The sequence below is a fragment of the Streptomyces sp. NPDC059371 genome (assembly GCF_042751995.1).
In the GTDB taxonomy this organism is placed as follows: Bacteria; Actinomycetota; Actinomycetes; order Streptomycetales; family Streptomycetaceae; genus Streptomyces.
In genome coordinates, this window is sequence record NZ_JBHYXD010000035.1 from 65976 (window position 1) to 80229 (window position 14254).

Genomic DNA, 14254 nt, shown 5'->3' on the forward strand with positions numbered 1-14254 from the left:
GCGGCGGTGTGCCGCGGGCCCCTCCTCACTCGGGCTTCGGTGACGGGTCAGGCGCCGACCTCGGCCCGGGTCTCTTCGCGCGAGTCGTTCGCGACCGGCCGCGCGGAAGAACGGGCACCCGCGCCGGCACCCGCGCCGGCCTTCTGCCGGACGAAGGCGATGACCAGCACGATCGCCGCGACGAGCAGCGAAAGGAGCACGGTCTCCCGGCCGTCGTGCTCGGTGTCGGTCAGCATGTAGCCGAGCACGAAGACGATCATCGCGGCGGTCGCCCAGGTCAGGTACGGGTAGAGCCACATCTTCACGACGAGCTTCTCCGGCGCCTCGCGCTGGATGATCTTCCGCATCCGGAGCTGCGAGAAGCAGATGACGAGCCACACGAACAGGGCCACCGCACCGGAGGAGTTGACCAGGAAGAGGAAGACCGAGTCCGGGAACTTGTAGTTGAAGAAGACGGCGACGAAGCCGAACACGACCGAGACGACGATGGCGGTCATCGGCACACCGCGCCGGGTGGTCCTGGCGAACACCTTCGGCGCGTCCCCGCGCTCACCGAGCGAGAAGGCCATGCGGGAGGCGGTGTACAGGCCCGAGTTGAGACAGGACAGCACGGACGTCAGCACGATGAAGTTCATGATCTGACCGGCGTGCGCGATGCCGAGGGAGTCGAGGGCGGCGACGTACGAGCCCTGCTTCTTGATCGACGGGTCGTTCCACGGCAGCAGGGTGATGACGACGAGGATCGAGCCCAGGTAGAAGACGGCGATACGCCAGATGATGCTGTTCGTCGACTTGGTGACGGCCCGCTGCGGGTCCTCGGACTCGCCGGCGGCGAGGGTCGCGATCTCGCTGCCCATGAAGGAGAAGACGACCAGAAGCACACCGGTCAGGATCGCGCCGGGTCCGTGCGGCAGGAATCCGCCGTGGTCGGTCAGATTGCCCAGTCCCGCCTTCTCGGCGTCGACACCGGGCAGCAGTCCGAAGATGGCCAGGCCGCCGACGACGATGAACGCGCCGATCGCCACGACCTTGATCCCGGCGAACCAGAACTCGAACTCGCCGTACGAGCCGACGGAGACCAGGTTGGTGGCCGTCAGCACCACCATCACGATGAGCGCCCAGCCCCACTGCGGTACGGCGGGGATCCAGCCTTCGAGGATGTCCGCGCCGGCGGTGGCCTCCACGGCCAGCACCACGACCCAGAAGAACCAGTACAGCCAGCCGATGGAGAAGCCGGCCCAGCGGCCGAGCGCGCGGTCGGCGTGCGCGGAGAACGAACCCGAGGTCGGGTTGGCCGCGGACATCTCACCGAGCATCCGCATCACCAGCACCACGAGCGTGCCGACGAGGGCGTACGAGAGAAGGATGCCGGGGCCTGTCGTGGCGATGCCGGCCTTGGAGCCGACGAAGAGCCCGGCGCCGATGACGCCACCGATGGCGATCATCGACAGATGGCGGTTCTTGAGCCCGGCCTGGAGGCCGCCACCGGGTTCTCCGGGGCCTCCAGGGGCCTGTGCGGCCTTCGTGGGGGTCGGCTGCGAGGTCATGAGGGGGATTCCTTTGCGCCGGATGAGCAGATTCCGTACAAAGCGCCCAACCCGTACGAGCGGTGTACGGGGCGCGCACCGGTCCGTCGTGGGGACCGGCGTACAAGTTGGTCCAGTGAAACGGAGGCGATCGGATTCTTGAACCTTTGAATCCATATCGTTACTTGAGGTTTCCTTGAGGTTCTGTAGGCTGGGCCGCAGTTTTGCGTTGTGGGACCCGGCGCGACTGCCCCGAAACAGCCGTGTCACACTCGGACCATGCGCGTGTATCTCGGATCCGACCATGCCGGTCTCGAACTGAAGAACCACCTCGTCGAGTGGCTCAAGGCCGCCGGCCACGAGCCCGTCGACTGTGGGCCCCACATCTACGACGCCCAGGACGACTACCCGCCGTTCTGCCTCCGCGCGGCGGAGCGCACCGTGGCCGACCCGGACGGCCTCGGCGTCGTCATCGGCGGCTCCGGCAACGGCGAGCAGATCGCCGCGAACAAGGTCGCCGGGGTACGGGCCGTCCTCGCCTGGAGCGAGGAGACCGCCGCGCTCGGCCGCGAGCACAACAACGCGAACGTCATCTCGGTCGGCGCCCGCATGCACACCCGGGAAGAGGCGACGAAGTTCGTCGAGACCTTCCTCAACACGCCCTTCACCGGCGAGGAGCGCCACGTCCGGCGCATCGAGATGCTCGCGGACTACGAGAAGACGCGGGAACTCCCGCCGATCCCGGCCCACCACCCGCAGGCGTAACACCGACGGGCCGCGTGCCGCGGATCCGAGGGGCCGGCTTACCGCCGGGCCGCCGGCCGTCGGACGAGAGAGACAGCAGGAGGAACGGTGCCCGAGGGGCACACCATTCACCGGCTCGCGGAGGACTACCTCGCCGCGTTCGGTGGCCGCGGCGTCCGCGTCACCAGCCCCCAGGGCAGGTTCGGTGACGCCGCGGCCCTCCTCGACGGATCGGTCCTGACCGGGACGCAGGCCCACGGCAAGCACCTCTTCCTCGGCTTCCGCCCGGAGCGCTGGATCCACATCCACCTCGGCCTCTTCGGCAAGGTCGGCTTCGGCGGCACGCCCGCCCCGCCGCCCACCGACACCGTCCGCCTGCGACTCGTGAACGAGACCGCGTACGTCGACCTGCGCGGCCCCACCACCTGCGCGCTGATCACGGACGACGAGAAACGCGCCATACAGGACCGCCTCGGCCCGGACCCACTGCGCCCGGACGCCGATCCCGCCGCGGCCTACCGCCGGGTCTCCCGCAGCCGTACGACGATCGCCGCGCTGCTGATGGACCAGAAGGTCATCGCGGGTGTGGGCAACGTCTACCGCGCGGAGGTCCTCTTCCGGCACGGCATCGACCCGTACCGGGCGGGGAAGGATCTCGGCGCCACGGAATGGGACGCGATCTGGGCCGACCTCGTGGACCTCATGCGCGAGGGCGTCCGCAACAACCGCATCGACACGGTCCGGCCGGAGCACACCCCCGAGGCGATGGGCCGCCCGCCGCGCGTGGACGACCACGGCGGCGAGGTCTACGTCTACCGCAGGGCCGACCTGCCCTGCCACATCTGTGGCGGCGAGATCAGCACCGCCGATCTCGCCGCCCGCAATCTCTTCTGGTGCCCGGCCTGCCAGAAAACCTGAGCGCCCGCGAGGGTGCCGGGTCCTGGAATTCGACGCCCACGGGGAGCCGGGTCTAGAACCCGTGCGGCAGCCAGGGGGCGAGCACCGACGTGAACGCCGTCGACGCCTCCGCCAGCGACCCTTGCCGCAGTTCACGCACCCGGCCGGCGGCCGCGAGCGAGGCCAGCGACACACCGCCCAGATAGGCGGCCCCCAACTCCCGCGTGGTCAGGGCGAGATCGGGAGCGTCCCCGGTCCGTACGCACACCGCGCCCTTGGTGTCGCCGGTGAGCCGCCAACGCCCCTCGTTCCAGGGGCAGAAGGAGTCCTCGACCTCGAACACCACGTCCACCGGGGCCTGGTAGGTCCGCGCCTCCAGCGCCGCGCCGACATCGACCAGCCGCACATGCAGCGAGTCCTTCAATCGCAGTTGGCAGCGGCGGATGTCGGAGACCATGTGCTGCCAGGCGTCGTCCACGGGGCGCCCCCGGGTCCGCAGCGTGGACGTCAGGTCGATGTCGAAGAGGAACCGCCACAGCGCGGCCCGCACCGCCGGGTCCAGCCCCTCCAGGTCCATCATCGTCACCGCGCCGTTGTGCCCGGCCGGGCCCCATTCCGGCTTGACCCGGAAGCGCGTGTACCCGACGATCTCGCCGTCCCGCTCGGCCACCACACACTGCAACGGCGAGGCGCCGCTGCGCTCGCTCTCCGGGTCGAGCAGCATGAGCCGCTCCCAGCCCGGCCGGCGCTCCAGCATCCCGGGCCGCCGCGGCACGAGCCGCGCGTACACCTCCTCGCACGCGTCCAGCACCTCGGCCGGCACCGCGTAGCGCAGCCGTACGCCGTCGGTACCGGGCGGCACGGACAGCCGGACCCGGGCGGTGTCGATCTCCGCGCCGACCGACGAGGTCGCGATGCCGTAGCCGAAGCGCCCGTAGATCACCGGCTCCGACGCGACCAGGACGGCCAGCGCCTCACCCCTGGCCCGTACGTCGTCGAGCTGGCGGCGCATCATCGCGGTCAGCACCCCGCGCCGCCGGTGCGTGGCCGCGACGCTCACCATCGTGACCCCGGCCGCCGGCACCGAGGCGCCGCCCGGGACCGTCACACGGAAGGAGAAGGCCCCCGCCGTGCCCACACAGCTCTCCCCGTCCCACACGCCCAGCGAACGGTCGTACTCTGTGAGCGCGTTCCACAGCTCGCGCTCCTCGGACGACTCCGCCACACCTCCGAACGCGCGGATCAGGTTCTCGTACCATTCGTCCCAGTCGGCCTGCCGCAGCACCCGAACGTCAGTCGTCATAGCCCATGCCTACCAGGGCAATGCGGCACGAGCGAGGGAATTTCGCCCGTCCGCGACGGCCCCCGGCACCTCCGTGCCGGTGCGGTTCTCTGTGAAGTTGAGCGCTCGGAGGGGGGACAAGTAGGACCTCCCGTGCCAAGCGCCTGGTCCGATGGATAGGGTCCCGAACTAATGGCAGCAGGACGAGCGCGGCGCGCTGAAGCCGATACGTTCACGGCCCGGTTGAAGATGCAATGGCACCGGGCCCGCACAGGGCTGCGCAGATCCGCCGTGGACTACTTCCGCGGGGACGGTTCCGACTGGATCGCGCTGGCCGGTCTGCTGATCATGATCCCGGTGATCGCCTCCACGACCCTGGTCAACTCGGTGTGGTGCTCACCCGCCGCCCTGGTCCTGCCGATCGTGGCCGGCGGCCTGCTGCTCCGGCCCGCCAGCCTGCTCGGGCTGTACGCGGCCGCAGCCACCGCGCTGATAGTGGAGTCCGTGAAGCTCGGCCCGTACACCGAGGGCCCCTCCCGGGTGACGCCCGGCGTGGTCCTGGTCGTCGCGGCCTGCGGCTTCTTCGGACTGCTGATCGCACAGTTCCGCAGCCGCGTGGGCGTGCCCTGGCGGCGCGGCGGCACCATGCTCTTCGACCTGCGCGAACGCATCCGCGTGCAGAGCAAGCTGCCGAAGCTGCCGGTGGGCTGGCACCGCGAGATGGCGCTGCGCCCGGCGGGCGGCCAGTCCTTCTCCGGGGACTTCGTCGTGGCCGCGCGGACGAACGGCGGCCGGACCCTCGAAGTCGTCCTCACGGACGTCTCCGGCAAGGGCATGGACGCCGGTTCACGCGCCCTGCTGCTGTCCGGGGCCTTCGGCGGCCTCCTCGGCTCCCTGCCGCCGCACGCCTTCCTGCCCGCCGCGAACGGCTATCTGCTGCGCCAGGACTGGGACGAGGGTTTCGCGACCTCGATCCATCTGGTGCTCGACCTCGACTCGGGCGACTACGAGCTCTTCTCCGCCGGACACCCGCCGGGCCTCCAGCTCAGCGCGGGCAGCGGCCGCTGGGAAGAAAAGGTGGCAGAGGGCCCCCTGCTCGGCGTGTACGACGGTGCGCAGTTCGACCCGGTGAAGGGCTCGCTGCGGCCCGGGGACGTGCTCATGCTGTTCACGGACGGTCTGGTCGAGACCGCCGACCGGGACATCGTCGAGGGCATCGACCGGCTCACCGGGGAGGCCGACCGCTATGTCGCCGGCGGCTTCCACGGCGCCGCCTGGCACCTCATCGAGGCGGTGGCCAGGGACGTCAACGACGACCGGGCCCTCCTGCTCATCTGCCGCGACGCGCTGGCCCCCGTACGCTGACGGCCCTCGCGGTTCCCGCGACGCCGGCGGCGGCCCGTACCGAGGAGACACTGATCGCGTGACCCGACCTCTCCTGACCCTGACCGAAGTCGAAGCGCTCGCCCGCGCGGCGCACGCGGCCCAGACCGACAAGGCCGGCCGGCCGTACGCCGAGCACCTCCAGGCCGTCGCGGACGGTGTCCGCGAGCGCGGCGGCGACGACGACCAGCTGGCGGCGGCCTGGCTGCACGACGCGGTCGAGGACGACGCCCTTTCCGAGGAGTGGCTGGACGAAGCCGCGCTGAGCCCTCGTACGAAGGACATCGTGCGGGCGCTCACCAAGGCGGACGGCGAGGCCCCGGAGGCGTACGCGCGACGCGTCCGCACCACCCGGGGCGCCCTGCTGGTCAAGGCGTCCGACCTGGCCCACAACTCCGACCCGCGCCGCCTCGCGGTCCTCGACGAGCTCACCCGGGCCCGGCTGACGAGGAAGTACGAGACGATGCGCTCCCTGCTGGGACTGCCGCCGGACTGAACGCCGACACGCGAAAGGGCGGGCCCGGAGTCTCCCGGGCCCGCCCTTCTCGTACGCGCCTCGTCAGCCGCCACGCGGCCCATCGGCCGACCGTGTGCCGGCCCCCTACGCGGTGGCCTTGGCCCGCTCCCGGGCGGCCTCCGCCGGATCCCGCTTGAACGCCCACGCCATTTTCGGCTCCATCGAGAACCGGAAGATCCGCTGGACGGGCCGGGTGCACAGGACGGTGACGAGCGCGGCCGCGAACACCGTCACGAGCACCTCGCCGAGCGGCTTGTGCAGCCACCCGTGGTCGAACCAGCCCCAGTACTCGGACGCCTTGACGACGAATCCGTGCAGCAGATAGCCGTACAGCGTGCCCGCGCCCAGCGCCGTGAACCAGAACGTGCGCCGCGGCACCCAGGCGAAGAAGCAGGCCGTGAGCACCAGCGAGCAGCCGTAGAGCGCGAGCGTCATGACGACGCCGGCCCACCAGGGGGCACCCAGCTCCTGCGCGCTGTCGCGGTGGAAGAACCAGGCGGTGTTCATCCGGGGCACCGCCCACCAGCCCACGAGCAGCGCCGCGGCGAAGACGGGCACCGACAGGACGCGCACCTCGCGGCGGCGCACGAGCTGGAAGTGCTCGGGCTTCATGAACAGACCGAGGACGAAGAACGGCAGGAACTGCAGCACCCGCTGGAGGTCCAGGTCGTCACCGATCTCGGGCGAGACGGACGCGAGCAGGGCGAGGCCCATCGCCACCGGGACCGGCCAGCGGACCAGCTTCCACAGGGGGGTGGTCAGCCGCCAGATGAACAGCGCGACCAGGAACCAGGTGAGGTACCAGGGGTCGAGCAGGCTGATCGCCTGGTCCGGGTCGCCCCCGGCGAAGCGGTCGAAGAGCGAGTACGCCGTCTCGAACAGGACGTACGGGACGACGACACCGGTGACCAGCCGCTTCAGGCGATCGGGGCGCATGTCGAAGCTGCGCGAGAAATAGCCGGAGATGATGATGAACGCCGGCATGTGGAAGCTGTACACGACCGTGTACAGCGCCTCCAGGATGCGGCTCTGCCCCTTCAGCGGCTCCCAGGCGTGACCCATGGCCACGAGCACGATCGCCAGGTACTTGGCGTTGTCGAAGAAGGCGTCGCGCTGTCCGGCGGGCTTGACGCTCCCTGCGGTGCCCGCCGTCGCGGACGTCCGGGGCGAGCGCGGGCTCGGCACTCCGTCCACCGGCTGCTGTGCCGGGGGGAGTGGTGATCTGTGGTGGCCGTGGGGTCGGAGCGAGTTGGTCACAGTCCCTCCCGCCAAGAACTCCGGGGGACGTTTCTGGACCTCGCTGCGCGAACGGGGGGCGTGGCGGCGTGGAACATCTGAGGCACCCTAGCGTCGTCTGTGCGTTCTCGTAAAACGCCCGATGTCATTCCTGCTTATCGCTTGCGCGTACCTCGGAATCGGAGATGTGTGCCTCCCGATCCGCAAGTGGTTTCGTATATCGATTCGCTTACCGGCGAAGGGTGTTCTGTCCTGATTCATACCGACTTAGCGGCGCATAACGCCCGCGGGCGACTCTGGAGATATGTCTGGTTTCGACAGCCTTTGGTGGTACGCGCGCCGCGGTCCAGGTGTGCCGGTGGCAACAATTCGAATTCCCTGCGAACAGGATGTGTGGACATGGCAACGGTCGCTGAGAATTTGCTGTGAGAGGCGCTGTCGAATTGCGTCGCGGGGCAGTGTCCCCGGTGTGCTCCGGTGCGGCCCGGGCGGGGCGGGGCGGCGTGGCCCGGGTGGGACGCGGGCTCACTCCGGGGTCGGGACCCGGTCAACGATGCGTCACCTGTCGCATAGGAGTGGCCGGTTGGTGGCACGATGGTTCTGGCGGGGGTGTGCGGGGCTGCACCCCCGGGCCGGGAGAGCGGACCGACCGTAGGGTGTGATCAGTTATGGCCATTTCGCTGTCAGTGGTGCTGCTGTTGGCGATCATCCTCGTGGTGTTGATCCGAGGGGGATCCATCAAGCCGGGGCCCGCCATCGTCGCGGTGCTCTTCGGCTTCTTCCTCGCGTCGACCGGTATGGCTCCCTCTATCCACCGGTTTCTCGACTCGATAGCGGAGACCATCAACTCGATCAGTTTCTGAACGGGACGCGGCGAAAAGCGCCCTTCGCCGGATCGCGGAGAGCCGCCGAGCGGCCCGCGCCGGGCGCACGCCGGCGACCACGCGCGCCGTCCGCGTACATCACCGCGCCTGAAACTCCGGCGGCCGAACGCAAAACCCCGGCGGACCGGAGAGCCCTCCCCGGAAACGACGAGAGCCAGGCGGAGAATCCATCCTCCGGCCTGGCTCTACGTCTTCTGGAGCGGGCGACGGGAATCGAACCCGCGTAGCTAGTTTGGAAGACTAGTGCTCTACCATTGAGCTACGCCCGCACAGCACGCGCCGCAGGTCAGCGACCGCGGCACAGAATGCATCGTAGCGGGTCGACGGCCCGCAACGCACACCCCGTTCCCGTCCGCGTCGGCGCTCGCGAAATGCTGCGGTCGCACTGCCTGCGGGCATGTACCCTACGTGTCGCACCGACGGGGTGTGGCGCAGCTTGGTAGCGCGTCCGCTTTGGGAGCGGAAGGCCGTGGGTTCAAATCCCGCCACCCCGACCACCGGCAGGGCCGCGCAGGATCCGCCCGGACAAGATCGCCTTTTGGGGCGTGTACCGCCTGCGGTTACTATGCAAGCTGCGTGCCCGTATGTCTGCACTGTTACGTCTCTCAAGGGCCGCGGAAGCCGCCCAGGCCTCTGCCTGGTCGGCAGCGGCACGCAGCAGAACCCCCCAAGAAGTCAGCCACAAGGAGACCGAACCGTGAAGAGCGCCGTGGAGACCCTGAACCCGACTCGGGTTCGGCTCACTGTCGAGGTGCCCTTCGAGGAGCTCAAGGACAGCCTCGACGCGGCGTACAAGAAGATCAACCAGCAGGTCACGGTGAAGGGCTTCCGGAAGGGCAAGATCCCGGCGCGCGTCATCGACCAGCGGTTCGGTCGCGGCGCCGTGCTCGAAGAGGCCGTCAACGACGCGCTCCCGAAGTTCTACACCGAAGCGGTCAACGAGGCTGAGCTGAATGTCCTCGGCCAGCCCGAGGTCGACATCACCGAGCTGAAGGACGGCGAGACGCTGAACTTCACCGCTGAGGTCGACGTCCGCCCGGCCATCGAGATCCCGGACTACTCCGGCATCGAGGTCGAGGTCGACGCCATCGAGGTCAGCGAAGAGGACGTCGAGAAGGCCGTCTCCGACCTGCGCGAGCGCTTCGCCTCGACCTCCCCGGTCGAGCGCGCCGCCCAGGACGAGGACGTCGTCACCCTGGACCTCGAGGCCAAGGTCGACGGAGAGATCCTGGAGGACGGTGTCGCCAGCGGTGTCTCGTACACCATCGGCTCCGGCGAGCTGCTCGAGGGCATCGACGAGGCCGTGAAGGGCCTGGAGGCCGGTGGCGAGACCACCTTCACCTCCGAGCTCAAGGGTGGCTCCGCCGCCGGCAAGGAGGCCGAGGTCACCGTCAAGGTCACCCAGGTCGCCGCGCGTGAACTGCCCGAGCTGGACGACGAGTTCGCGCAGCTCGCCTCCGAGTTCGACACCCTCGACGAGCTCAAGGCGGACAGCCGCAAGCGCCTCGAGAACATGAAGCAGTACGACCAGGCCACGCAGGCCCAGGAGCGCGTCCTGGAGAAGCTGCTGGAGCTCGTCGAGGTGCCCGTCCCCGAGAAGCTGCTCGAGGACGAGATCAACACCCGTAAGCACAACCTCGAGCACCACCAGCTCGGCCAGATGGGCCTCGACCTCGCGAAGTACCTGGAGATCCAGGGCAAGACCGAGGAAGAGTTCGACGCCGAGACCAAGGAAGCCGCGGTCAAGGGCATCAAGACGCAGTTCGTCCTCGACGAGCTCGTCAACAGGGAGAAGCTGAACGTCAACCAGGAGGAGCTCACCGAGCACCTCATGCGTCGCGCGGCCTCCTCCGGCATGTCCCCCGACCAGTTCGCCCAGGCCGTCGTCGAGGGCGGCCAGGTCCCGATGCTCGTCGGCGAGGTCGCCCGCGGCAAGGCCCTCGCGGTCGTCGTCGAGGCCTCCACGGTCAAGGACACCAACGGCGAGATCGTCGACCTGGACGACGAGGAGGACGAGACGGCCGAGACCGTCGAGGCCACCGACGCCGCCGAGGCCGAGGAGACCACCGAGGCCTGACCGCCTCGCTCGTAATCCTGGACGGGCCCCCGGAGACTTCATGTCCCCGGGGGCCCGTCGGCGTCTCCAGGAACCCCGGGAACCTCTCTCCGGGGGGCGCGCAGTCGTGTCCCCGAAGGCGCCGGGCTTCACTCCGAGGGTTTCCCTCGGTGTGCCCAGGAGCGCCGAGGACTTCTGTGCCCGGCGCCCCCACCGGCTTGCCCAGGGGCACGGGGACTGCCCCCGGGCGACCCCCACCGTGCCGCAGCCGCAGCCGCAGCCGCAGCCGCAGCCGCAGCCGCAGCCGCGTCCCGGCCCCCGGGCGGGTGCCGCCTTCCGAGGGTGCCCGCCACGCCCCCGAGCGGGTGCAGGGAGGGCGCGGGCGACCCCCACCGTGCCGCGGCCGCGTCCCGGCCCCCGGGCCCCCACCGGGTGCGGCCTTTCGAGGGGGCCTGGAACGGCCCCGAGCCGGTGGACAAGGGCGCCCGGAGCCCTGGTGGAGCCGACGCGGCGCATGCGCTCACAGCGAACAGTTCCCTCTGCGGGATTCCCCGGAGGGACCCGCGCGTTAGGGTCCATGAATACGAGGGCAGGGGAGTCTCCGGACGCCGTCGGGAGGCGGCGCGGAACCCGGGGTCCCAGGCCCCTGCAGAAGACGTGAGACGGCCCGGCGCCGTCGCAAGACGAGCAGGTGGATACGTGACGAATCTGATGCCCACAGCTGCCGGCGACCCTATCGGCGGTGGCCTCGGCGACCAGGTCTACAACCGACTGCTCGGCGAGCGGATCATCTTCCTCGGCCAGGCGGTCGACGACGACATCGCCAACAAGATCACGGCACAGCTGCTGCTCCTTGCCTCCGACCCGGACAAGGACATCTACCTCTACATCAACAGCCCCGGCGGATCGATCACGGCCGGCATGGCGATCTACGACACCATGCAGTACATCAAGAACGACGTGGTGACGATCGCGATGGGCATGGCGGCCTCGATGGGCCAGTTCCTGCTCAGCGCCGGTACGCCCGGCAAGCGCTTCGCCCTGCCGAACGCCGAGATCCTGATCCACCAGCCCTCCGCGGGTCTCGCGGGCTCCGCGTCGGACATCAAGATCCACGCCGAGCGGCTGCTGCACACCAAGAAGCGGATGGCGGAGCTGACCTCCTTCCACACCGGTCAGACCGTCGAGCAGATCACGCGTGACTCGGACCGCGACCGCTGGTTCGACCCGATCGAGGCCAAGGAGTACGGCCTCATCGACGACATCATGCCCACCGCTGCCGGCATGCCGGGCGGCGGCGGCACCGGGGCGGCGTAAGCCCCTCCAGCGCCCCCGAGGGCGGCGCGGGCCCTCTTCCCGCCCTCGGGTGGGGTCAGGCCCCCAGCGGGCCCTCAGCCGACCGCTCAGCCCTTTTCAGGCTTTTCAGGAGACACAGTGAACGACTTCACCGGCAGCGGCCTCTACGCCCGCACGCAGGCCGAGTACACCGGTCCTCGCGCGGAGTCCCGCTACGTCATCCCGCGCTTCGTCGAGCGCACCTCGCAGGGCGTGCGCGAGTACGACCCGTACGCGAAGCTGTTCGAAGAGCGTGTGATCTTCCTCGGCGTGCAGATCGACGACGCCTCCGCCAACGACGTCATGGCGCAGCTCCTGTGCCTGGAGTCGATGGACCCCGACCGCGACATCTCGGTCTACATCAACAGCCCCGGTGGCTCGTTCACGGCCCTCACGGCCATTTACGACACCATGCAGTTCGTGAAGCCGGACATCCAGACGGTCTGCATGGGCCAGGCCGCCTCGGCCGCCGCGATCCTGCTGGCCGCCGGTACGCCGGGCAAGCGCATGGCACTTCCGAATGCCCGTGTGCTGATCCACCAGCCTTACAGTGAGACCGGTCGCGGACAGGTCTCGGACCTCGAGATCGCCGCGAACGAGATCCTCCGGATGCGCGCTCAGCTCGAAGACATGCTGGCCAAGCACTCGACCACGCCGATCGAGAAGATCCGCGAGGACATCGAGCGCGACAAGATCCTCACGGCCGAGGACGCGCTGGCCTACGGCCTGATCGACCAGATCATTTCCACCCGGAAGATGAACAACTCCGCGGTCGTGTGACGTATCGCTGTATCGTCTGCCGCTCCTTGGCGCGGTTCACGACAAAGTGAACCGCGCCAAGGGGGGCCCGAACGAGGGGCTCGGCAAGGTACCGTCGGACATAAGGCAGCACCAGGAGCCGCTGGATCCAGGCGACTCCCAGGCGAAGGGGAAGCACACCGTGGCACGCATCGGTGACGGCGGCGATCTGCTCAAGTGCTCGTTCTGCGGCAAGAGCCAGAAGCAGGTCAAGAAGCTCATCGCAGGCCCCGGTGTGTACATCTGCGACGAGTGCATCGACCTCTGCAACGAGATCATCGAGGAAGAACTCGCGGAGACGAGCGAGGTGCGCTGGGAGGAACTCCCCAAGCCCCGCGAGATCTACGAGTTCCTCGAGGGGTACGTGGTCGGGCAGGAGTCGGCCAAGAAGGCCCTCTCCGTCGCGGTGTACAACCACTACAAGCGCGTCCAGGCCGGTGAGAACAGCACGGGCCAGAACCGCGAGGACGCCATCGAGTTGGCGAAGTCCAACATCCTCCTGCTGGGCCCCACGGGCTCCGGCAAGACGCTCCTCGCCCAGACCCTCGCGCGCATGCTGAACGTTCCGTTCGCCATCGCCGACGCGACGGCGCTGACGGAGGCCGGGTACGTCGGCGAGGACGTCGAGAACATCCTGCTGAAGCTGATCCAGGCCGCCGACTACGACGTCAAGAAGGCCGAGACCGGGATCATCTACATCGACGAGATCGACAAGGTCGCCCGTAAGAGCGAAAACCCGTCGATCACGCGCGACGTCTCCGGCGAGGGCGTGCAGCAGGCCCTGCTCAAGATCCTCGAGGGCACGACGGCCTCGGTGCCGCCGCAGGGCGGACGCAAGCACCCGCACCAGGAGTTCATCCAGATCGACACGACGAACGTCCTGTTCATCGTGGGCGGTGCCTTCTCGGGCCTGGAGAAGCTCATCGAGTCCCGGGCCGGCGCGAAGGGCATCGGCTTCGGCGCGACGATCCGCTCGAAGCGCGAGCTGGAGTCCAAGGACCAGTTCGAGGCGGTCATGCCGGAGGACCTGGTCAAGTTCGGCATGATCCCCGAGTTCATCGGCCGTCTCCCCGTCATCACCTCGGTCCACAACCTGGACCGCGAGGCGCTCCTGCAGATCCTGGTCGAGCCGCGCAACGCACTGGTGAAGCAGTACCAGCGTCTCTTCGAACTCGACGGTGTGGAGCTGGACTTCGAGCGTGAGGCCCTGGAAGCCATCGCGGACCAGGCCATCCTGCGCCAGACCGGAGCCCGCGGTCTGCGCGCCATCATGGAGGAAGTCCTCCAGGCCGTGATGTACGAAGTCCCGTCCCGCAAGGACGTGGCCCGCGTCGTCATCACCGCCGACGTGGTCCTGCGCAACGTCAACCCGACCCTGATCCCGAGGGACGCCCGCCGCGGCGGCCCGGGCGAGCAGAAGACGGCGGCGGCCCCCGCACCACGAACGAAGGGGCGCCCCGGGGGGGGCTCGCCCGGCGCCCCGCGGGGGGGGGGTGCGGGCGCCCGCGGGCGGGGGGGTGGTGTTGTGGGGGGGGGGGTGCGGGCGGCCCCGCGCCTTGTCTATCCAGCGGACGCGGGCACCGAGCGGCCCCATCG

At 69.3% G+C, this 14254-nt stretch carries 11 protein-coding genes, 2 tRNA genes and 1 pseudogene; 10 read left to right on the forward strand and 4 right to left on the reverse strand.

Going from position 1 to position 14254, the window contains the following annotated elements; translation table 11 throughout:
• Nucleotides 1–47: 47 nt before the first annotated feature.
• Nucleotides 48–1547 (reverse strand): amino acid permease, encoded by a 1500-nt coding sequence (locus ACFXGX_RS21070; protein ID WP_384793309.1) that lies wholly within the window; start codon nt 1545–1547, stop codon nt 48–50.
• Between the two features lie 258 nt (nt 1548–1805).
• Between ACFXGX_RS21070 and ACFXGX_RS21075 the strand changes: the two genes are divergently transcribed.
• Both ACFXGX_RS21075 and ACFXGX_RS21080 read left to right on the forward strand, forming a co-directional pair.
• Entirely contained in the window at nt 1806–2291 is a 486-nt protein-coding gene (locus ACFXGX_RS21075; RefSeq protein ID WP_355770026.1) for a ribose-5-phosphate isomerase, read from the forward strand.
• Between the two features lie 87 nt (nt 2292–2378).
• Entirely contained in the window at nt 2379–3188 is an 810-nt protein-coding gene (locus tag ACFXGX_RS21080) for an Fpg/Nei family DNA glycosylase (protein WP_384793312.1), read from the forward strand.
• 52 nt (nt 3189–3240) lie between these two features.
• Here ACFXGX_RS21080 and ACFXGX_RS21085 read toward each other — a convergent pair whose 3' ends face one another.
• Nucleotides 3241–4470 (reverse strand): GNAT family N-acetyltransferase, encoded by a 1230-nt coding sequence (locus ACFXGX_RS21085; RefSeq protein WP_384793315.1) that lies wholly within the window; start codon nt 4468–4470, stop codon nt 3241–3243.
• A 171-nt stretch (nt 4471–4641) separates the two neighbouring features.
• Between ACFXGX_RS21085 and ACFXGX_RS21090 the strand changes: the two genes are divergently transcribed.
• Both ACFXGX_RS21090 and ACFXGX_RS21095 read left to right on the forward strand, forming a co-directional pair.
• The gene (locus tag ACFXGX_RS21090) at nt 4642–5814 is read left to right on the forward strand and encodes a PP2C family protein-serine/threonine phosphatase (protein ID WP_328452463.1); all 1173 of its coding nucleotides are present in this window, start codon (nt 4642–4644) and stop codon (nt 5812–5814) included.
• Between the two features lie 58 nt (nt 5815–5872).
• Nucleotides 5873–6328, forward strand: coding sequence for an HD domain-containing protein (locus tag ACFXGX_RS21095; protein ID WP_384793319.1), 456 nt, complete (start codon nt 5873–5875; stop codon nt 6326–6328).
• A 105-nt stretch (nt 6329–6433) separates the two neighbouring features.
• Here the strand turns inward: ACFXGX_RS21095 and ACFXGX_RS21100 are convergent, their stop codons facing one another.
• Nucleotides 6434–7606, reverse strand: coding sequence for an acyltransferase family protein (locus ACFXGX_RS21100; RefSeq protein WP_384793322.1), 1173 nt, complete (start codon nt 7604–7606; stop codon nt 6434–6436).
• Nucleotides 7607–8253: 647 nt separating this feature from the next.
• Here ACFXGX_RS21100 and ACFXGX_RS21105 point away from each other — a divergent pair.
• Nucleotides 8254–8448 carry a hypothetical protein gene (locus ACFXGX_RS21105; RefSeq protein WP_384793325.1) on the forward strand — a complete coding sequence of 65 codons (195 nt, stop codon included), beginning with the start codon at nt 8254–8256 and terminating at the stop codon, nt 8446–8448.
• Nucleotides 8449–8664: 216 nt separating this feature from the next.
• Here the strand turns inward: ACFXGX_RS21105 and ACFXGX_RS21110 are convergent.
• A tRNA-Gly gene (locus ACFXGX_RS21110) sits at nt 8665–8738 on the reverse strand.
• A gap of 151 nt (nt 8739–8889) precedes the next feature.
• Between ACFXGX_RS21110 and ACFXGX_RS21115 the strand changes: the two genes are divergently transcribed.
• The 5 genes and pseudogenes from ACFXGX_RS21115 to clpX all read left to right on the forward strand — a co-directional run.
• Nucleotides 8890–8966 (forward strand) — tRNA-Pro (locus tag ACFXGX_RS21115).
• Between the two features lie 200 nt (nt 8967–9166).
• On the forward strand, nt 9167–10546 hold the full coding sequence (gene tig / locus ACFXGX_RS21120) for a trigger factor (RefSeq protein WP_384793328.1): 1380 nt from the start codon (nt 9167–9169) through the stop codon (nt 10544–10546).
• Nucleotides 10547–11236: 690 nt separating this feature from the next.
• Nucleotides 11237–11842, forward strand: a complete 606-nt coding sequence (locus ACFXGX_RS21125) for an ATP-dependent Clp protease proteolytic subunit (RefSeq protein ID WP_060897745.1) — start codon at nt 11237–11239, stop codon at nt 11840–11842.
• 117 nt (nt 11843–11959) lie between these two features.
• Nucleotides 11960–12640 carry an ATP-dependent Clp protease proteolytic subunit gene (locus ACFXGX_RS21130; protein ID WP_384793331.1) on the forward strand — a complete coding sequence of 227 codons (681 nt, stop codon included), beginning with the start codon at nt 11960–11962 and terminating at the stop codon, nt 12638–12640.
• A 160-nt stretch (nt 12641–12800) separates the two neighbouring features.
• Nucleotides 12801–14084, forward strand: a pseudogene (gene clpX, locus ACFXGX_RS21135) (ATP-dependent Clp protease ATP-binding subunit ClpX); the annotation flags it as partial.
• Nucleotides 14085–14254: the final 170 nt, after the last annotated feature.

What these genes read in the sequence shown, in the direction of transcription:
- ACFXGX_RS21125 (WP_060897745.1), top strand. Translation starts at nt 11,237, where the DNA reads ATGCCCACAGCTGCCGGCGACCCTATCGGCGGTGGCCTCGGCGACCAG.
- ACFXGX_RS21075 (WP_355770026.1), top strand. Translation starts at nt 1,806, where the DNA reads ATGCGCGTGTATCTCGGATCCGACCATGCCGGTCTCGAACTGAAGAAC.
- ACFXGX_RS21105 (WP_384793325.1), top strand. Translation starts at nt 8,254, where the DNA reads ATGGCCATTTCGCTGTCAGTGGTGCTGCTGTTGGCGATCATCCTCGTG.
- ACFXGX_RS21085 (WP_384793315.1), bottom strand. Translation starts at nt 4,470, where the DNA reads ATGACGACTGACGTTCGGGTGCTGCGGCAGGCCGACTGGGACGAATGG.
- ACFXGX_RS21090 (WP_328452463.1), top strand. Translation starts at nt 4,642, where the DNA reads ATGGCAGCAGGACGAGCGCGGCGCGCTGAAGCCGATACGTTCACGGCC.
- ACFXGX_RS21070 (WP_384793309.1), bottom strand. Translation starts at nt 1,547, where the DNA reads ATGACCTCGCAGCCGACCCCCACGAAGGCCGCACAGGCCCCTGGAGGC.